This is a genomic window from Dyadobacter luticola, assembly GCF_005860805.1.
In the GTDB taxonomy this organism is placed as follows: domain Bacteria; phylum Bacteroidota; class Bacteroidia; order Cytophagales; family Spirosomataceae; genus Dyadobacter; species Dyadobacter luticola.
Map to the genome: position 1 here is coordinate 84,912 of NZ_VCEJ01000008.1, position 20,311 is coordinate 105,222.

A 20,311-nucleotide genomic window follows, 5' to 3' on the forward strand; every position below is an offset into this window, starting at 1 on the left:
TAACATGGAAAAGCTACTAAAAGAACTACAACATGCAGACTTGCAGCGGCAGACGCGGCGGCATTTTTTGCAAACAACCGGTTTTGGGCTGGGGGCACTGGGGCTGGGCTCGCTTTTGGGAAGTTGCAGCACTTCGTCTGCGGAGACAGTTGGGGCTCCCGACGTGGCGAATGCGCGTATCCCGCAGTTTTTACCGAAAGCTAAACGGGTGATTTACATTCACATGGCTGGCGCGCCGTCGCAGTTGGAGCTTTTCGATTATAAGCCGGAGCTGGTAAAATACCACGGCAAGGATTGTCCTGCGGAGTTTTTGGAAGGCAAAAAATTTGCGTTTATCCAGGGTGTTCCGAAAATGCTGGGGCCGCAGGGGAAATTTGCGCAGTACGGTCAGTCGGGCGCGTGGATGTCGGATTATGTGCCTTACCTGCAAACCGTTGCGGATGAAATTACCTTTTTGAAGGCCATGCATACCGACCAGTTCAACCACGCGCCTGCGCAGTTGCTGATGCATACCGGTAGTGCGCGGCTGGGGCGCCCGAGTCTTGGAGCGTGGTCGGTGTATGGACTGGGGTCTGAAAATCAAAATTTGCCGGGCTTTATTGTGCTGGCTTCCGGTGGGCAGCAGCCCGATGCCGGGAAAAGTGTTTATGGCAGCGGGTTCTTACCTTCTGTATATCAGGGCGTTCAATGTCGGACAGGTGGTGACCCGGTGCTCTATGTGAGCGATCCGAGCGGGATGAACCGGGATATGCGGAAGCAGACCATCGAGGCAATCAATGAGATCAACCGGCAGACTTACGAGGAAGTGCAGGATCCTGAAATTCTGACGCGGATTAGTCAATATGAAATGGCTTTCCGGATGCAGATGTCAGTGCCTGAGGTGATGGATGTTTCGAAGGAGCCGCAGTTTATCCTGGATATGTATGGCGTGGAACCGGGTGAGGGAACATTTGCAATGAACTGTCTGCTGGCGCGAAAACTCGTTGAAAATGACGTGCGCTTTGTGCAACTTTTCGACTGGGGCTGGGATGGGCACGGGACTTCAAAAGACCATAATGTAGAAGGCGGTCTGCGCCAGAAGTGCCGCGAATCGGACCAGCCGATTGCAGCATTGATCAAAGATTTGAAAATGCGTGGGTTGCTGGAAGAAACGCTGATTATCTGGGGTGCAGAATTTGGCCGGACGCCAATGCAGGAAAACCGGAATGGTCTGGTGATGCCATTTATGGGCCGCGACCACCATTTGGATGCATTCACGATGTGGATGGCAGGTGGTGGTGTGAAGCAGGGATTTTCGCATGGAGAAACCGACGAGCTGGGATATTATGGTACCAAAAACCGGGTGCATGTCCATGATTTACAGGCTACTATTTTGCATTTAATGGGTTTTAACCACGAAAAATTTACCTATCCTTTCCAGGGAAGAAACTTCCGGCTCACGGATACCGAGGGCAAGGTTGTCAAAGAAATTGTCGCGTAGCATTTTAACATTTGAATGGAAAATAACCTTGTAAAAGCATTCCGGCTGCAACTGAAACCAGGTTTTGAAGCGGAGTATCAAAAACGTCACGACGAGATCTGGCCCGAACTTTCGGCCCTGCTCAAAGAGGCGGGTATCCTTGAATATTATATTTTTTTAGACCCTGAAAGTCTGGCGCTTTTTGGATTTCAGAGATTAAGAGAAACCGAAATGACTTCCACATTGCCCGACTTACCGATTATGAAAAAATGGTGGGATTATATGGCCGACATCATGGAAGTGAATGACGATAATTCGCCGAAGGCTGTAAGTTGTCCCGAGGTTTTCAGGTTATAACAACCTGGTTTTTAATACTAAACCCCTTTTACCGGAATGTTCTATACGCTTCTTCAGGCTTCTTCCTGGGCGATTTTTATTGGCAGGTTTCACCCCGCGCTGGTACATTTTCCAATTGGTTTTTTACTGATCGGCGCGCTGCTTGAAATCGGCAGGCGGACCGGGAAAATCAATGTTTCTGAAAGCAGCATCCGCTTTATTTTATTGATATCGGCGATCGGCGCGACCGTCGCTTGTATTTGCGGTTATCTGCTGTCGCTGGGCGGCGGGTATGATGCGAAGTTGCTTGACAACCACATGTGGCAGGGGATCGGCGTGGCGGTTTTTGCGTGGATTGCCTGGCTGATCAAAAGCGACGGGTTTGGAGGAAGGATACCTTTTGCCTCAGTCATATATCTCCCAGCGTTTTTACTCGCGACGATTTTAACATTGACTGCCGGGCACGACGGTGGCTCGCTGACGCACGGGCAGGGATATCTGACCCAATATACCCCCGAGCCTTTCCGCGGCATGGCCGGAATGCCGCCGCTGGAAGAAAAAGCCGAAGAGATCAAGCCGATTGCCGATGTGCAGAATGCGGTGGTTTACAATGATATTGTGCAGCCGATTTTGCAGGCACGGTGTGCGCAATGTCACAATCAGAGCAAACAAAAAGGTGATTTGCGTGTCGATCAGCTGGCATTTTTATTAAAAGGCGGCGAAGGCGGCCCGGCATTGATTCCCGGAAAAGGCGCGGAAAGTGATATGATCAAACGCTGCCTGCTTGACGAAAGCGACGATGACCACATGCCGCCCAAAGGCAAGCCGCAGCTGACTACTGATCAGATCACATTGATTTCCTGGTGGATCGATCAGGGTGCTCCGGCGGATAAGAAAGTGGCGGATTTGAAGGCAAATGAAGCGGTAACTCCGGCGCTGGCATCGCTGGGTGAAGGTGCTGCCCCTGGACTTAAAAAGGGAGCGGTAAAGCAAGAATCGGCTATCGCTGGAATGAAGGTGAAACCAGCCAGCGACCAGGCGATTGCGGCGTTGAAGAAGGCAGGATTGATCGTAAATACATTGTCACAAGACCAAAACTTGCTGGAAGTGAGCGCGGTAAATGCGCCCAATTTTGATGATAAACAAATGGACTTGCTGAAATCCGTGTCACAGCAGATCGCCTGGCTGAAATTAGGGGATACGAAAATTACGGATGCTGCATTGGAGCAGATCGGGACGTTTCCAAATCTCAATAAGCTCCATTTAGAGCATACTGTTGTCACGGACAAAGGCGTCGCTGCATTAAAAGGCTTAAAATTTCTCGAATACATTAATGTGGTGGATACCAAAGTGGGAGATGCCGGCTTGAAAGATCTGGCTACGATGAAAGGGTTGCGGTCGGTGTACGTGTGGCGGTCGGCGGTGACGGATAGCGCGGTGGCGCAGGTAGGCAGGCAAAATCCTGCATTGCAGATTGTATCCGGCTTTAATGAGGCGGCAGTTGCAGAATTTTTGAAAGCAGGCGATACCACCGCGACGAAAGGGGTAACCAAAAAGCTTTAACCACATTCAGGGATAACTTTCTTAAAATGGACCGCCGGAATTTTATGAATAAAGCGCTCGCTACGGCGGGTATGTTGACAGGTTTTGAAGCGATTGCGGATGTGAACAAAGCGCCATTTCAGTTTGATAACAAGCTTTCCCTGAAAGTATTAGGGACGAACTGGGGCTTCGCCGGGAACACCGATGCTTTTTGCGCAGCAATAAAAAAAGAAGGTTATGATGGTATCGAAATGTGGTGGCAGGGTTCCAAGGAGAAGCAAAATGAAGTTTTTGCAGCATTAAAAAAGTACGGGCTGGAAATCGGTTTTCTGTGCGGCTCGGGCGAAAATGATTATGCGACACATTTGGATGCATTCAAAAAGCAGATCAATGCGGCGACGAGCGAGTACCAGCAAAAACCTTTGTATGTCAACTGTCACAGCGGCCGCGATTATTTTACCTACGAACAAAACAGGGCTTTTATAGATCATACCTCCGAAGTTTCGGCTAAAACCGGGATACCGATTTACCATGAAACACACCGCGGCAGAATGCTCTTCGCTGCGCACATTACCCGGAATTTTATTGAAAAAAATCCTGCGCTGAGATTGACGCTCGACATTTCGCACTGGTGTAATGTGCATGAAAGTTTGCTGCAAAACCAGCAGGAAACCGTCAAACTGGCATTATCGAGGGTGGGCCACATACATTCACGGATCGGGCATGAAGAAGGTCCGCAGGTGAATGATCCGCGCGCGCCGGAGTGGGAAGAAACCGTGAAAGCGCACCTGGCCTGGTGGGACGCCGTGGTGGAGCACAAAGTAAAAAGCGGTGAAACATTGACAATCCTCACCGAATTCGGGCCACCCAATTACCTGCCGACCGTACCCTTCACCCACCAGCCGCTGGCCGATCAGTGGGCGATCAATGTGCACATGATGCAAATGTTAAGAAAGCGTTATATCAAATAAGGAGGCGATTTCCGGTAGCTTCGAACCTCTAAATTTCCATATCTTGCGGTCTGAACAAACCGCAACGCTTATTATGAAAAACACGCACTTTCTGATCGCGCAAAGCGAATCGGATGTACGCAAATCCTTCAAAAACGCATTTATTGCCAAAATCGACGGCAGCAAAACAGCGTCGCTCAAAGATTTTTATACCGAAATCAGTGCAGCCATGCAGCTGGACGACGAGCCTGTCAAAAACCTCGAATCACTCGATGAAATCCTGAATGATCTTTCGTGGATCGAAGAATCGAAAGTGATCATTTTCATAGATCAATCTGCTGACTGGCTTTCCAAAGAAAAATCAGCAGATAAAATCCTCTCAGTGATTGACATTCTGGACGCTACCGCGGAAGATTGGAAGTGGCTCGACGAAGGTGAAGAAGGTGTTTCCAAGAAAGATTTACAGATCATTTTCCAGGATTCCACGCGAATCAGAAGCTTGCTGGAAGATCAGGAGATTCCTTTCGGGGAGTTAGAATAGTCATTAATTGTCATTTGTAGTCATTTATTGTCAGGTATTGTTTGGTTTACGTTTGACATGAAAACAATAAATGACCTAATGACAACAAATGACCAAACACAACACCTGACTACTTCTGACCATACCTGACCAACAAATCCCGTCGCCACTGCACATATCCCATCATCGCCAGAATCAGGAATACTCCATAAAGTATGGCTGTGAGATGCAGCGATTTTGAGAAATACATAATCACATAAGCGGCGTCGGCGATGATCCAGAGGATCCAGTTTTCCAGGTATTTTCTGGTCATCATCCACTGGCCGATGAGGCTGGCGATGGTCAGTGCGGAGTCGGCGTAGGTGAAGCTGGCGTTGGTGAAACGGCCGAGGAGGTAGCCCCAGAGCAATGTTACTACGATAAAAATTCCGGCGAAAACCGGGTATAGGCGTTTTGGCGTGAATGTTACTTCGATACCGTCGTGGCTTTTACCGCCAAATTTCCACATCCACCAGCCGTAAATGCTGGTCACAAAGTAGTAACCCTGCAAGCTCATATCGGCATACAACTTCACCTGCCAGAAAACCGCGGCGTACAAAACCGCATTGATAATCCCGAAAAACCAGCCGAGGACATTCTGCCGGGTATTGAGGTACACGCAGATCGCGCCGGTCAGAAAGCCGAGGATTTCGAGCGGGGTTGTGGAAAAACCTGCAAGCGGGATAATTTTATTAAGCCAATCGATCATCTTTCATGATTTGATAAATGTAAAAATAGGACGAGATAGCGGATTTCGGCTTATTTTTGCGCCCAGAGGCAGCAGTTAAACAAATGTGGCACAACTGTTGTTATCAATTTTGCCGGTCGGGAAATTACCCGAAGCGGCTTTTTGCGTTTACATTCACTTGCGGAGATCACCGTCGCCGCGTATTACATTGAAATATTGGAAGTTAAAGACTTATTAACACTATACGGAGGTGATACTTACCTCAATCTGCTGAATACGCAGATTTCTTCAAAAGGTCCGGAAGCTGCGCACATTCACATCAAAGGTTTGGTGGGAAGCCTGGACGCTGTGGTGACCGCTTCAATCCAGCAAAAGAAAAAAAGTCCCGCACTCTACGTTTTGAGCGATCGTGAAGAGGCGGCTTATTTTCAGAATGACTTTCAAAATCTGGTCGGAAAAACGGAGGTTTTGTTTTACCCAACTTCTTATAAAAGGCCCTACCACTACGAGGAAGTGGATAATGCCAATGTGCTGATGCGCGGCGAAATCCTGAACAAACTCAATGTGGGCCGCTCCACGCCTTTGCAGGTGGTGACTTATCCGGAGGCTTTGTTTGAAAAAGTAATCAATAAAAAGTCACTTAAAGCGAATACTTTTTCGGTGAAAGTCGGGGAGAAACTGGACCAGGCTTTTCTGACAGAATTTCTTTCAAACTACGGTTTTGAGATCACGGATTTCGTTTTTGAAGCGGGTCAATTTTCGGTGCGCGGGGGGATTATCGACGTCTTTTCTTTTGCCAACGAACATCCTTTCCGCATTGAATTATTTGGTGACGAAGTGGAAAGTATCCGCTCTTTTGATCCGGATTCGCAGCTATCTCTTGAATCTTCCAAGCAGATCAACATTGTCCCTGACATTCAGCAAAAGTTGTCCCAGGAAACCCGGGAGTCATTTTTGAGCTTTTTGCCGTCGGATACTACGATCTGGTTTAAAGATGTGGAGCTGACTTTGGAAGTGATTGAGAACTGTTTTGAAAAAGCTGAAAAGGCCCTGCATGAAGTGACCGGCGGCGGGGTGCAGATCGTATCCAGCCCGCAGGATCTCTTTGAAACGCGACGTGGATTTTTGAGCCACATTAAGCTGTTTAAAACCGTTGAATTTGGTAAAAAGAATTATTTCAAAACAGAATCGAAGCTGCCGTATTCTGCCAAGCCGCAGCCTTCTTTTAATAAAGATTTTAAAAGACTGATTGAGGATCTGTCTGAAAATCAGTCGAAAGGATATATCAACATCATCTCTGCCGAGCAGCCCAAGCAACTCGACCGGCTGGAAAAGATCTTCGAGGACCTGGATCCTTTTGTAAAATTCCAGCCGCTGCATACTTCGCTTCGGGAAGGTTTTGTGGATGACAATGTGAAAGTCGCCTGCTACACCGATCACCAGATTTTCGCCCGTTTTTATAAATACCGGCTGAAAGAGAAATTCTCCAAGTCGAAGGCGATTACGCTGAAAGAGCTAAAATCCTTACAACCAGGCGATTTCGTCACGCACGTCGATTATGGGATCGGCCGGTTTGCCGGTATGGAGCGCAAGGAAGATGTGAACGGGACGCCGCAGGAGGCGATCAGGCTGATTTACCGGGACAACGATTTGCTGTATGTGAGTGTGCACAACCTGCACAAAATTGCTAAATATACCGGCAAGGAAGGTACGCCGCCTGCGATGAGCAAGCTGGGCTCGGGCGAGTGGGAAGCGAAAAAATCGCGGGTTAAGAAGCAGCTGAAAGACATTGCGCACGAGCTGATAGAGCTGTATGCCAAACGCCGGCAGGCGCACGGATTTCCATTCTCGCCGGATAATTATATGCAGGCCGAGCTGGAATCGTCCTTTTTGTACGAAGATACACCCGACCAGGCCACCGCGACGTCGAGTGTAAAAGAGGATATGGAAAAAAGCAGCCCGATGGACCGGCTGGTTTGCGGGGATGTGGGTTTTGGTAAAACTGAAATCGCGATCCGTGCAGCATTCAAAGCTGCTTGTGATAGTAAGCAGGTAGCCGTTTTGGTACCAACCACAATTCTCGCGATGCAGCACTATAAGACATTCAGCGAACGATTGTCGGATTTCCCGGTGACGGTGGGTTATATCAACCGCTTCAAATCGCCCAAGCAGATCAAGGAAACATTGAAGGAAGTGGAGGAAGGGAAAATCGACATTTTGATCGGTACGCACCGAATTTTAAATAAAGATGTAAAATTCAAGGATTTAGGTCTGCTTGTGATTGATGAAGAGCAAAAATTTGGTGTAAAAGCCAAAGACCGGTTGAAAGAAATGCGGGTGAATGTGGACGTACTGACGTTGACCGCCACGCCGATCCCGAGAACATTGCACTTCTCGCTTCTGGGCGCGCGAGATCTTTCGGTGATCGCTACGCCACCGCCTAATCGTCAGCCGGTTACGACGGAGGTACATACATTCAGCGAAGAATTTATCCGCGATGCGGTGAGTTACGAAGTGCGCCGCGGAGGCCAGGTTTTCTTTGTGCATAATAGGGTAAATGATATTGAGTCGATCGCCAACATTATATTGAGGCTGGTACCGGATGTAAGAATTGGCGTCGCGCACGGGCAGATGGATGGTGACAAGCTGGAAAAAGTGATGGTAGCTTTTATCGAAGGCGAATATGACGTGCTGGTTTCAACCAACATTATTGAGTCCGGTATCGACATTGCGAATGCAAATACGATCATTATCAACTCGGCGCACATGTTCGGTTTGTCGGACTTGCACCAGATGCGTGGCCGGGTAGGGCGATCGAACCGGAAGGCATTCTGTTATTTACTGACACCTTCGTCGGCAACACTGGCCAGCGATTCGCGGAAACGTTTACAGACCCTGGAAGAGTTTTCCGAGCTGGGTGACGGTTTTAAAGTAGCGATGCGCGATCTGGACATTCGCGGCGCAGGGAATTTGCTTGGTGCCGAGCAGAGCGGCTTTGTGAATGATCTGGGCTACGAGCTCTACCACAAAATGCTCGACGAGGCGGTGCAGGAATTGAAAAACAATGAATTTAAAGACCTGTTTTCCACCGCTTTGGGACTTCCGCAGAAGCTGGTGGCTGATACGCAGATCGAGACCGATTTTGCGACATTAATTCCGGATACGTATGTTAAAAATATTTCGGAAAGGTTGTCGTTATATACCCGCCTCGACAATATCGAGAAGGAAGAGGAGCTCAGGAAATTCGAGGTAGAGATCCAGGACCGTTTCGGGCCTATCCCGTCGGAGGTACTTGATTTGCTAAAAACCGTCCGTTTGCGCTGGGAAGCAGAGATTTTGCACTTTGAAAAACTAACTTTGAAGAGCAATACGATGAAAGGCTACTTCGTTACTTCGCAGAATGACGAATTCTTTCAGTCGGCCAAGTTCGGACAGGTGATAGATTACATTAAAAAACACCCGAAACAGATGGCATTAAAGGATCAAAAAGGTAAATTGATCCTGATCTGTGAAGATGTGAAAAGTATCGACGACGCGCGAAATATGCTGATGGAGATGACGGGGTCGAATGGACCAGTCGCGATGACCTAAAATATTTCGATTGATTTCATACATTTGCGGTTTCGCATACTATAAATACCAAACAAATAAGTCACTTTAAAGCAATGATTTGCATGCAAAAGATGGGTACCCGGTCGATCGCGTTGATGTTGATTGTGTTATTAGCGGCTACTTCATGTAGTAAGAACAAGAGGCCTACCAGCTTGAAGCCAGGAAAAACCAGTTCAAAAACAGGTTTGGCTTACAATGGAAAAGATGGCTTCGAGGTAAAGCAGTACAAAGCTTTGCCAGCAGGTCCTGACCTTGTATATATAGAGGGAGGACGTTTTACGATGGGCTCACTGGAAGAGGAAGTGATGAGCAGAAGGGATAATCCCAAAAGAACGGTCAGTATCCAGTCTTTTTATATGGACCAGACCGAAGTGGCAAACGTCCATTATCTTGAATATCTAAACGCAGTTCAAAGAGATTCATCTGAAGAATTCTACGCTAAGGCACTTCCTGATACCAATGTTTGGTACAACGAATTATCATTCAACGATTCGTACGTAACGATGTACCTGCGCCACCCGGGCTTCCGTCTTTATCCGGTAGTAGGTGTGTCATGGGTTCAGGCAAATGATTACTGCGAGTGGCGTACAGCTGCCGTAAGCCAGGCTAATAACACGGCCGGTGCTGCTGCTTCGGGTCCTAAGAAGAAAAAAGGATTTTCATTTGGCAAGAAGAAAAAAGAAGCTGCGGCTGCCGATGCAGCAGTGGCGGAAGCTGCCGGACCAGCACCTCAGCTGAGAATCGAAAGTGGCTATGTAATGCCTCCGTACCGTCTGCCAACAGAAGCTGAATTTGAATATGCAGCGATGGCGATGATCGGAACACAATATTCTGACGAAAACCAGGCGAATTCAAGAATTTATCCATGGGATGGTTCAACCATGCGTCAACCTCGCGGACGTAAGCAAGGAACAATGCTTGCCAACTTCAAACGCGGTCCTGGTGACTATGCGGGTATCGCAGGTAAATCAAACGATGGCGCGATCATTACCCAGGAAATTCGCTCGTATCCTGCCAATGACAATGGTTTGTATGATATGGCTGGTAACGTAAGTGAGTGGGTATATGACGTTTATCGTCCGCTTTCCAACTCCGACGTAAACGATTTGAACTCTTTCCGTCGTAACGGTTACCAGGATGAGGCTAAAAATTATGACTCTAAAAATAGCAACTCGCTGGTGAATGATGAGTTGAGGGTTTTCAAAGGTGGTTCATGGGCTGATGTAGCTTACTGGTTGTCACCAGGTACACGTCGCTACATGGCGCAAGATTCGGCAACTGCCATGGTTGGTTTCCGTTGCGCAATGATCGCTACTGGAAGTCACAAAGAATAATAGAAACTGAATTTGTTAGAGCCGCTACTTCACGTAGCGGCTTTTTTTGTTTTAATGCTCGGCCAAAGCGATTGTGAGAATGAAAAACTGATTGCAACCAGCCTGGATTAAAGTCTGCACACATTCTTCCAGCGTGGCCCCGGTGGTGAGTACGTCATCCATGATGATGATACTTTTCTGGTCGATTTTTCCTGTTATTTCAAAAACCCCTTTCACATTCTCGCGCCGCTCGGTTTTGCTTTTGCCGGTCTGAGTTTCGGTGTATTTGACCCGCTGCAAGATATCTCCCGACCAGGGGATCCCAGTTACACTTGAAAAACCTTCGGCCAAGAGGTCGCTCTGGTTATAGCCGCGCGATTTTTTCTTTTTCTCGTGCAGTGGGACGCTGATGATCAGATCGGCGGCTGGCAGCTCACCGGAAGCCAGCATTTCCTGCCCGAACATGATTCCAAGTAAGATCCCGACTTCCTTTTTGCCTTTGTATTTAAATGCATGGAGCAGCCTCTGTACTTTGCTTTTTTTAGTAAAAAGTAAAAATGCATGTGAAAAGACAATTTCGGGCACATTGACAAATTTGTAGCGCAGCGCATCCTGGTTCAAGCCATTCCTGTCAATCCTGGGCAGTGAAATGCGGCAAATCGTGCAGATCGTCTCTTCATTTCCGATCAAAGATTTTTCACAGCCTTCGCAGCAGCGGGGGAATATGAGGTCGGTAAAATCTTGGAAGAATGTTCGCAGGTTCATTTTTTGAATGTTTAAGGTGACTGATTTTCGGAGTGGCTGAATAACTTTGTGGTTCAAAAATCTTATCCGGACATGACGACACTGATCATTAATGCACTTGTTGTAAATGAGAATACCATTCAAGATTTAGACGTATTAATTGAAAATGGTCACATTAAAAAAATCGGAAAAGATTTGCAGAGCACTCCGGCAGATAGGGTAATCGACGCGGAGGGTAAGTACCTGATGCCGGGCGTGATCGATGACCAGGTGCATTTCCGCGAGCCGGGACTGACGCACAAAGCGAACATTTACACAGAATCCAGGGCGGCGGTAGCGGGCGGCGTGACCTCATTTATGGAGATGCCGAACACCGTTCCCAACACATTGACGCAGGAATTACTGGCTGATAAATACCAAATCGCCGCTAATACATCCCTTGCCAATTACTCATTTTTTATGGGTGCCTCTAACGATAATTATGAGGAGGTGATGAAGACCAATCCGGCGGAAGTTTGCGGGATCAAGATATTTATGGGATCGTCTACCGGAAATATGCTGGTGGATGCGCCGGAAGTTTTGGAAAAAATATTTGCGAATGCACCCTGCATCATCGCCACACATTGCGAGGACGAGCCGACGGTACGTTCGCGCATGGAATATTTTAAAGAAAAGTACGGCAATGATGTGCCCTACAACATTCACGCGCTGATCCGCAACGAAGATGCCTGCCTGATTTCCTCCACATTCGCCAGCTCGCTGGCGCATAAACATAAAACCAGGCTACATATCCTGCACATTTCGACAGGCGACGAAGTGGTTTTGTTCGAGCCGGGCATCCGCCAGAACGGACAGATTTTGCTTGCTGACGGTTCTAAAAAATTGGTAACCTCCGAGGCTTGCGTGCATCATTTATGGTTCGACGCGGAAGACTACCATACATTGGGCAACAAAATCAAATGCAACCCGGCTATCAAACAGCCTCACCACAAGGAAGCAATTTTGCAGGCAGTGCTGGATAATCGCATCGACGTCATCGCTACCGACCATGCACCGCATACCATGGAAGAGAAAAACCAGCACTACTGGCAGGCGCCGTCGGGGTTACCTTTGGTTCAGCATACATTGAATGTCATGCTGGAACTGAGCAAAGCGGGAAAAATTTCGATCGAGCGGGTGGTGGAGAAAATGAGCCACGCGGTGGCGGATTGTTTTCAGATCAAAGACCGGGGTTATATCCGGGAAGGTTACGCCGCGGACTTGATCCTGGTGGATACCAATGCTGATACGCTGGTGGAGCCGGCTAATATTTATGCCAAATGCGGCTGGTCGCCTTTTGAGGGCACGAATTTCGGCTCACGGGTTACACATACCTTTGTTTCAGGTCATCTGGTTTTCGAGAACGGAAATTTCAACGAAGAAAAGAAAGGGGAAAGGCTACTTTTTAGCCGCTAGGTACTGAAAATAATTGTCGATCACATTTAAATCAGCTTCGGTCCAGTCCAGTGAGGGCAGGTCCGGAGCTTCGAGCCACAGAATTTGCTCATGTTCTGTTAATGTGATCTCGTAAGATTTCAAGCGGCAGACAAACGGCACAAGGATAATTTCACGCCAGCCCTGATCTTTGGAAGTAACCGGAAGCTCGTGAATGATCTCCACTTCCACATTCAGTTCTTCCATGATTTCGCGACTAAGGGCATCTTCGTCGGATTCATTTTTCTCGGCTTTTCCCCCTGGAAATTCCCATTTTAGAGGAAACGAAAGCGCTGGACTGCGCTGGCCGGCAAGTACCTTTCCGTTATGTTCAATCACAGCACAAGGCACTCGCACAACTAACTTTTCGGAAACAAGTACTTCAATCATAGAGGCGGTCAGTAATTTACCGCAAAAATACTACTTCTATTTCTAATTTACACGTGATTGCGAAAAGTTCACAAACACAACACATTAGAACAATTCTCCCGACCGGTAATTTTTTAAAATTCCCAGGTGTTTGAAAGCTTTTTCAGTCACTTCGCGGCCTCTGGATGTACGTTTCATATATCCCTCCTGGATTAGAAATGGCTCATACACTTCCTCAATCGTCTCCGCTTCCTCGCCGCAAGCCGTCGCAATCGTCGAAAGACCGACCGGCCCGCCTTTGAATTTGTGGATAATGGTTGTCAAAATACGGTTATCCATTTCATCAAGACCATTTTGATCAACGTCCAATGCTTTCAGCGCCATTTCTGCAATTGCAACTGTAATGCGTCCGTTTCCTTTTACCTGGGCAAAGTCACGTGTGCGGCGCAGCAGATTATTGGCGATCCGGGGCGTACCACGGCTTCGACGGGCGATCTCAAAAGCGGCATCTTCTTCCAGCGGCGTGCCGAGGATTGCCGCGGAACGTTTCAGGATAGACGAAAGCAGTTGCGCATCGTAATATTCCAGCCGGGCATTGATACCGAACCTGGCGCGCAGTGGCGAGGTGAGCATACCCGCACGGGTTGTAGCGCCGATTAATGTAAAGGGATTGAGACCGATCTGAATGCTGCGGGCGTTTGGGCCGCTGTCGAGCATGATGTCAATTTTATAATCTTCCATCGCCGAGTATAAGTACTCTTCCACGATCGGATTCAGGCGGTGGATTTCGTCGATGAACAGGACGTCTTTTTCCTGCAAGTTGGTCAGCAAACCTGCCAGGTCGCTCGGCTTGTCTAGTACCGGGCCAGAGGTAATTTTGATTCCTGAACCCAGCTCATTTGCTACAATATTGGATAATGTTGTTTTGCCCAATCCCGGAGGTCCGTGAAGCAAAACGTGGTCGAGCGCATCGCCCCGCTGGCGGGCGGCTTGTACAAAAACTTTCAGGTTTTCGAGAATTTTGTCCTGCCCGGTAAAGTCGTCGAAACTAAGCGGACGCAGCGCCCGCTCAATTTCTTTTTCGGTATTGGAAAGATTTTCTTTATCTCCGGACAGGTAATCCTGGCGCATAATGAAGTGCAGATTAAAACATTTACTTAATCAAAAATAGCTGTTTTAATCTGCAAAAAGAAGGATTATCGAATCACCATCACCGACCCGCGCTTGGTAATCGGGGCACGCTCGGGGTAATAAAGCGCCTCGTACGACAGCACATAAGGATAGGCGCCGGGCTGTACCTTCTGGCCTTTGTAAGTTCCGTCCCAGCGGTCTTCCAGGTTATCAGTTGCATAAATTACCTCTCCCCAGCGGTTGTATATCCTGATCTGGAAATTGGTATAATAAGCCCCGAAAATCTGTAATATCTCATTATGACCTTCCCCATCTGGCGTAAATGCATCGGGAATAAAGAAGCGCGGCTCACATTTATCGATCACATCCGTAGCCTTTTCCGTAACACAACCTTCCCGGTTGGTCGCACGCACCACATACTTCCCTTCCTGGTTGACGGTAATTGTTCGCGTGGTATCGCCGGACGCCGGCCAGAGGTAGGATAGCTGCCCGACCCCATTTGCATCGAGGATAACAGATTGTCCGTCAGGAATACAGATCACATTTTCAGGCGCGAGATTCAGGATCGGCGAAGGCAGCTCGCCAACCTGGATCGTATCAGAATTAAAACAATCATTTCTATCTCTAACAATGACAAAGTACGTTCCCGGCTGCCCGATGGTCACATCCCGGGTTTTTTCGCCGGTACTCCAATTAAACTCGATCCACCTTTCACTTTGAACAGTCAAAACAATCGAGCTGTCGCGGCATAATGTCGTATCTGGCCCGATCGTAAATGCAGGCGGTCTTCGGAGCGTGATTTCGATGGTATCGGCCGAGAAACATTCGCCTTGCGGACCATTGAACGCGACGGCAATGTACCGGCCGGTTTCGATCGCATTATAAGTTTTCGCGCGACCAACTACTCTGCCGCGGTGAATCCAGGCGTACACTTCGGCCTGCACTTTCATATCCAGCGGCACAAAATTGCCGCAGGTATCTTTGTCCGGGCCGAGGCTGATCTGCGGAGGCGTCTCATAAATCGTCACCGGCTGAATAATCGTCGTGTCCTTACATTTATTGGTAGCCCGCAAACGTACCATGTAAGTACCTGGCTGCGTGTAAGTATAGGTAGCCTTTTGTTGTTTCGAAGGCGCGGTGAAGCTTCCGTCACCCAAAAAATCCCACTGATAAGTATCTTCGATCGGATCGCAAATCGGGCTGGCCTGGAATGTAGTAGGCGCATTGGTACAAAAACCGTCCGCCTCAAAACCAGGGCCGGAAGATTCCTGTGTGAAATCCTGCACCATATTCGGTAAACCGAGCTGGCTCTTTTTACCACCCAGATTCACGCCATCCCGCTCATATTCAACCCCGGTGAGCGAATTTCCCTCCGGCTCGCCGATGACAGCCAGATACTCACTTCCCTCTATCGCCATATAAATTCGCCCGTCGGAGCCAAATTGTAAGGCGCCAAATTTTTGCGTCGCGGAGCTGTCAATGGTGATCGCAGTCTCCTCCAACAGACTGTCTGGTAATGTTAAATCGTATTGTTTTAAATAGGAACTCGTGCCATTTTCCCCCTGGAAGGATATATACATTTTTTCCCCGGTGGGCGAAAATTCGATCCCGTACGCAGTGGGCGGCGCCGGGCCGAGATCTATTTTTTTATCATAGGTGAGGACACCCGTGGAATCGTCAAAATTGAAAAGCTCAACATAATTTCTTGGCGGCCCCGGAATGATTACCGCCAGTCTCCGCAAACCCGTTGCGCTGTCGGCAGAGGAAAATTTCATGTAACCTTCGGCCTTGTTCAGGCTGTCGTGAGCCATGCCTAATGCTGGCGAGCTGGTTTCTACCAAACCCCCGGTAGTAGCATGAAAAATCCGGAATTTATTGGTGCCATAATCGTGGGAAATGACCCAGTAAGTGCTGTCACGGTCATTACGTGCAGAGACTATACGTTCGGTGGTAGGCTGCTGTAATGTGGTGTTTTGTTCGATGATTGCGCCGAGTCCGTTGTTGCGGCGCATGTCTACCACACTTACGGTTAACAGTTTTTCACCATTAATATCGGAGGTCGTAAATACATTAAAGAGGTATTCGCAGCCCTTACAGGTCGGTTGCGGGACGATGAGGACGGATTGGGTGGAATTCGGGCTACCTTTCAGCGGGTCGCATTTCCCGTTGAAACACGGCATGACGTCCCCGTTTTTATTCCAGACCGTAATACCGTCGGAGTAAAAGAGCAGCTGACCCTTCGAATTCGCAATCGCCGAGGTACCTTCCGGCGTATTCAGTTTCCCGTCTGTGATCGGCGTGGGCGGATTATTGGAAAAATCGAGACCAGCATTTCCACCAAAATACCACTTGGCGCCTTCCTGATTGGCCGGCTCCATACATATCTTCACATTGATCCGGTCCTGGATTTTACAACCATTGGGCATAATCACTTCCACGGAATAACATCCGGAACTGTCAACATTCAATGTTTGCGTAGTATCACCTTTTGGGTACCAAACGAATCTTGCACCCTCAGGGGCACCGTTTGGGTAAGGATCAAGGATTAATGTATCGCCTGGGCAGATGGTTGTATCAGTTTTCCACTGTTGAAATTGCGGTGGAAGCTCGCCTACCTGGATAACTTTGGAGACCGTTTGCGTTGCACCACCGCTAACCGTCCGCACCAATGTAACAGTATAGCTGCCGGGAGCCATATAAGAATGTTGCGCATTTCGCCTCGTATCCGTCGCTCCACCCTCTCCAAAATTCCAGCGCCACGCAGTAGCAGTACTAAGCGTATCCCTGAAAGAAGTGGAATCCGCGCAGTCTGGATTTTGCATACATTGGTTCTGAACCAGAAACGGAGTCTGCGCTTTCGCATACACTGTGGAGAGCAGTATAAGAAAGAAAAAACAACAAAAATTTTGTTGGTACTTATTATAAAATCGACCCATGTTTCGTTACTTGTTCAAACACCCCTATCCACCGCTTTTGATATTCAGATTACCCGACAATACTAACGAAATTAAAATGTTAAAATTTTGTGGGCGATTGTCGTAAAAACCTCTCTAATTTGAATATTAATACGCAATTTGAAGATATTTTGTTAAATAAAATCGGGCATTTTTTCACGGCCCTTAACCAACCGCGAATTTGGTAGCGGCGATATGTTGAATATATGAGCAAGCGTATACTTTGCCTTTTTTTTCTGACACTACTTTGCCTGAAAGGTTGGAGCCAGGACCCGCAGTTCTCCCAATTTTACGCCAATCCGCTATACCTGAACCCGGCACTGGCTGGCGGGGCGCTTGCACCAAGAGCCACCATCAACTACCGCAACCAGTGGCCGTCGCTTTCGGCCAACTTTGTAACTACTTCTTTTGGGGCTGATGCTTTTTTTTCCAATTTCAATAGCGGCGTGGGGGTGTTGGTGACCATGGATAGTCAGGGTTTGGGAAATTTAAAATCCACCGATGTGGCACTGCAATATTCTTATCAGCTGCAAATCAATGATATGACTTCCCTGCGACTGGGAATTCAGGGCGGTTTTGCCTCGCGGACACTGGATTATTTTGGCTTGACATTCGGGGACCAATATGATAATGGCGGCTTGACGGGACAACCTACGCAGGATCCTTTCGCGAAAGGCGGGCCAAATGTTTTTTATGCCGATTTTGGTGCAGGGGCCATGTTATATTCGGATTGGTATTGGGCTGGGGTTTCGGCGCACCATTTGAACCGGCCGAATCAGGCGTTTTCGTCACTGACCGACGCAAGGTTACCCCTTAAGGCCAGTTTGCAAGCGGGTTTACGCATTCCTTTTGCAGGATATACTTTTTTGGGAGATGAAATTGACAAGGAAAAGACGATTTCTCCTGCAATTATGTACAAAAAACAAGGTAAGTATGACCAGTTCGACGCGGGAATGTATGTGACGATCGAGCCGCTGGTGCTGGGTGCCTGGTATCGTGGAATTCCTTTTAAAAAATATGCTCAGAACATTAATAACCACGAATCGCTGATTTTCCTAGCAGGTTTCAGACAGGATAAATTTTCGATCGGTTACAGTTACGATTTGACTATTTCAACATTAGGCGCAGGCAGCGGGGGCGCGCACGAGATTTCGCTCTCCTACATTTTCCCACCTTTGGATCCAAAACCGAAGCGCTCGAAAAGCAGCAAAAAACAGCTATCCTGCCCCAAATTCTGATTCTTCCAAAAATTTTGATACTCCCCGGATAGGGGTAGAGCGGGTTGTATTTGGTCTTTACCAGTACAATTCGCTTATTTTTTTTAACCATTTCTATGACATTCAATTTTAGAAGAAACTGGATCCTCGCACTTGCGATTTGTCTGGTCACATTGCATTCATTCGCCGCTGCTCCGAAAAAACAGTTCTACCAGATCAAGCTGTATCATTTGACTAGCAAAGACCAGGAAACGCGGGTCGATAATTACCTGAAAGACGCTTACATTCCGGCCATGCACCGGGCGGGGATCAAAGATATCGGGGTTTTCAAGCCGGTAGCGTCCGACACCGCGGCCGGAAAGCTCGTTTATGTTTTGATTCCTTTGAAATCCCTGGACCAGCTGCTTTCTATCCCAAAATCACTGGAAAAAGATGCGGCTTACCAGTCTGCGGGCAAGGATTATATTGATGCGGAATACAAGAATCCCCCCTACGCGCGGATCCAATCGACGGTTTTACGTGCTTTCGAAAATGCACCGGTCATGAAAAAACCGACTTACTCCACGCCAAAAAGTGAGCGGATTTATGAGCTGAGAAGCTACGAGGGCCACACGGAGAAAATCCATGTTAATAAAGTGAAACAGTTCAATGCAGGAAATGAGATCGGTATTTTCGATCGGCTGGGTTTCAATGCGGTATTTTACGGCGAAGTGATTTCGGGCGCAACCATGCCGAACCTGATGTATATGACCACATTCTCGGACAAAGCTTCACGTGATGCACATTGGAAATCTTTCACCGACGATGCAGAGTGGGGCAAAGTGAAAACAATGCCAGAGTATCAAAACAATGTTTCGAAGAATGTCACTTTGTTTCTTTATCCGGCCGAATATTCGGATTACTGATCATTTAAAAAAAACGAAAAAGACCCGGTGCTCGAAATGTGCGCCGGGTCTTTTTTTGATATAAAAAATCTTATTTACGCGCCGCAGTGATGGCTGCACGCACATTTCCATGTTTGTCCAAAAGCGATTGAGCCTCTTCGGGCGACACATTCAGCTCGTCGATAATCATTCTCAAAGCCCGGTCAACCAGCTTTTCGTTTGTCAGCTGCATATCCACCATTTTATTACCCTTCACTTTTCCCAGCCGGATCATTACCGAAGTGGTGATCATATTTAAAACCAGTTTTTGTGCAGTCCCGGCTTTCATGCGGGTGCTGCCAGTCAGAAACTCTGGGCCAACCACGACTTCTACCGGAAATTCTGCTGCTTTGGCAACCGGCGAGCCATCATTACAAACTACGCAGCCAGTGAGTAAACCTGCTTTTTGCGCTTCATTCAAACCACCGATCACATAGGGTGTCCGGCCCGAAGCTGCGATACCGACGAGCGTATCGTTTTCGTTGGGCTGGTACGGTTGCAAATCTATCCACGCTTGCTGTGCGTCGTCCTCCGCATTTTCCACCGCTTTCCTGATCGCCCCGTCTCCTCCTGCTATAATCCCGACCACCAGATCAAAAGGTACCCCAAAAGTTGGCGGACATTCCGACGCATCTACCACGCCCAGTCGGCCGCTGGTCCCGGCGCCGATATAAAACAGCCTGCCGCCTTTTTGCATGCGCGGCACGATCTGCTTTACCAACTCTTCAATTTGTGGGATTGACTTCTTAACCGCCTGCGGCACAGTCTGATCTTCCTGATTGATGGAAGTCAGAATGTCGGAGACACTCATTTTTTCAAGGTCATTATAATGTGAGGACGACTCGGTTGTTAGCATTTGAATGGTGTTTTGTGCAAATCAAAAATAATCCTTTTCCTTTTATTGTAGTTTGCCTAGATCAAATTTGGTATTAATCGTAGAATTATCACAAAAAACGCCGTGAATGTTTGGAAAATAAAAAGATAGCTCTCTTATTTGCAAGAGAGATTAAAAATTAGCGAAATTTCGCTGGACCTGTTAGT

General features: G+C 47.9%; 16 protein-coding genes. 10 read left to right on the forward strand and 6 right to left on the reverse strand.

Features of this window, described 5'->3' with window-relative positions:
- Positions 1-4 precede the first annotated feature (4 nt).
- The 5 genes from FEN17_RS24165 to FEN17_RS24185 all read left to right on the forward strand — a co-directional run bounded on the left by FEN17_RS24165 (position 5) and on the right by FEN17_RS24185 (position 4,828).
- Positions 5-1,480, forward strand: a complete 1,476-nt coding sequence (locus tag FEN17_RS24165; RefSeq protein ID WP_138367991.1) for a DUF1501 domain-containing protein — start codon at positions 5-7, stop codon at positions 1,478-1,480.
- A gap of 15 nt (positions 1,481-1,495) precedes the next feature.
- Entirely contained in the window at positions 1,496-1,816 is a 321-nt protein-coding gene (locus FEN17_RS24170; RefSeq protein ID WP_138367992.1) for an L-rhamnose mutarotase, read from the forward strand.
- 36 nt (positions 1,817-1,852) lie between these two features.
- A complete protein-coding gene (locus FEN17_RS24175; protein WP_138367993.1) occupies positions 1,853-3,358 on the forward strand; it encodes a c-type cytochrome domain-containing protein in 1,506 nt (501 codons plus the stop codon).
- 26 nt (positions 3,359-3,384) lie between these two features.
- Positions 3,385-4,308 (forward strand): sugar phosphate isomerase/epimerase family protein, encoded by a 924-nt coding sequence (locus tag FEN17_RS24180; RefSeq protein ID WP_138367994.1) that lies wholly within the window; start codon positions 3,385-3,387, stop codon positions 4,306-4,308.
- A 73-nt stretch (positions 4,309-4,381) separates the two neighbouring features.
- A complete protein-coding gene (locus FEN17_RS24185; RefSeq protein ID WP_138367995.1) occupies positions 4,382-4,828 on the forward strand; it encodes a barstar family protein in 447 nt (148 codons plus the stop codon).
- 109 nt (positions 4,829-4,937) lie between these two features.
- Here the strand turns inward: FEN17_RS24185 and pnuC are convergent, their stop codons facing one another.
- Positions 4,938-5,555 (reverse strand): nicotinamide riboside transporter PnuC, encoded by a 618-nt coding sequence (pnuC, locus tag FEN17_RS24190; RefSeq protein WP_138367996.1) that lies wholly within the window; start codon positions 5,553-5,555, stop codon positions 4,938-4,940.
- 195 nt (positions 5,556-5,750) lie between these two features.
- On the opposite strand from pnuC, the gene mfd reads away from it, so the two are divergent.
- Positions 5,751-9,125 (forward strand): transcription-repair coupling factor, encoded by a 3,375-nt coding sequence (gene mfd, locus FEN17_RS24195; protein WP_138368402.1) that lies wholly within the window; start codon positions 5,751-5,753, stop codon positions 9,123-9,125.
- An 83-nt stretch (positions 9,126-9,208) separates the two neighbouring features.
- Complete coding sequence (locus tag FEN17_RS24200; protein WP_138367997.1) at positions 9,209-10,480, forward strand: SUMF1/EgtB/PvdO family nonheme iron enzyme; 1,272 nt, start codon at positions 9,209-9,211, stop codon at positions 10,478-10,480.
- A gap of 51 nt (positions 10,481-10,531) precedes the next feature.
- On the opposite strand, the gene FEN17_RS24205 is transcribed toward FEN17_RS24200, so the two are convergent.
- Positions 10,532-11,224, reverse strand: coding sequence for a ComF family protein (locus FEN17_RS24205; protein ID WP_138367998.1), 693 nt, complete (start codon positions 11,222-11,224; stop codon positions 10,532-10,534).
- A 72-nt stretch (positions 11,225-11,296) separates the two neighbouring features.
- Here FEN17_RS24205 and FEN17_RS24210 point away from each other — a divergent pair, with 72 nt between their 5' ends.
- Complete coding sequence (locus tag FEN17_RS24210; RefSeq protein ID WP_138367999.1) at positions 11,297-12,658, forward strand: dihydroorotase; 1,362 nt, start codon at positions 11,297-11,299, stop codon at positions 12,656-12,658.
- On the opposite strand, the gene FEN17_RS24215 is transcribed toward FEN17_RS24210, so the two are convergent.
- The 3 genes from FEN17_RS24215 to FEN17_RS24225 all read right to left on the reverse strand — a co-directional run bounded on the left by FEN17_RS24215 (position 12,641) and on the right by FEN17_RS24225 (position 16,998).
- Positions 12,641-13,066, reverse strand: a complete 426-nt coding sequence (locus tag FEN17_RS24215; RefSeq protein WP_138368000.1) for a (deoxy)nucleoside triphosphate pyrophosphohydrolase — start codon at positions 13,064-13,066, stop codon at positions 12,641-12,643. The two genes, FEN17_RS24210 and FEN17_RS24215, sit on opposite strands and share 18 nt — an antisense overlap.
- Before the next feature lie 84 nt (positions 13,067-13,150).
- Complete coding sequence (gene ruvB / locus FEN17_RS24220; protein WP_138368001.1) at positions 13,151-14,176, reverse strand: Holliday junction branch migration DNA helicase RuvB; 1,026 nt, start codon at positions 14,174-14,176, stop codon at positions 13,151-13,153.
- Positions 14,177-14,241: 65 nt separating this feature from the next.
- Entirely contained in the window at positions 14,242-16,998 is a 2,757-nt protein-coding gene (locus FEN17_RS24225; RefSeq protein WP_229208977.1) for a PKD domain-containing protein, read from the reverse strand.
- Positions 16,999-17,336: 338 nt separating this feature from the next.
- On the opposite strand from FEN17_RS24225, the gene FEN17_RS24230 reads away from it, so the two are divergent.
- Both FEN17_RS24230 and FEN17_RS24235 read left to right on the forward strand, forming a co-directional pair.
- The gene (locus tag FEN17_RS24230) at positions 17,337-18,368 is read left to right on the forward strand and encodes a PorP/SprF family type IX secretion system membrane protein (protein WP_138368002.1); all 1,032 of its coding nucleotides are present in this window, start codon (positions 17,337-17,339) and stop codon (positions 18,366-18,368) included.
- Positions 18,369-18,463: 95 nt separating this feature from the next.
- Positions 18,464-19,252, forward strand: a complete 789-nt coding sequence (locus FEN17_RS24235) for an NIPSNAP family protein (RefSeq protein ID WP_138368003.1) — start codon at positions 18,464-18,466, stop codon at positions 19,250-19,252.
- Between the two features lie 70 nt (positions 19,253-19,322).
- Here the strand turns inward: FEN17_RS24235 and murQ are convergent, their stop codons facing one another.
- The gene (gene murQ / locus FEN17_RS24240; RefSeq protein WP_138368004.1) at positions 19,323-20,126 is read right to left on the reverse strand and encodes an N-acetylmuramic acid 6-phosphate etherase; all 804 of its coding nucleotides are present in this window, start codon (positions 20,124-20,126) and stop codon (positions 19,323-19,325) included.
- Positions 20,127-20,311 lie beyond the last annotated feature (185 nt).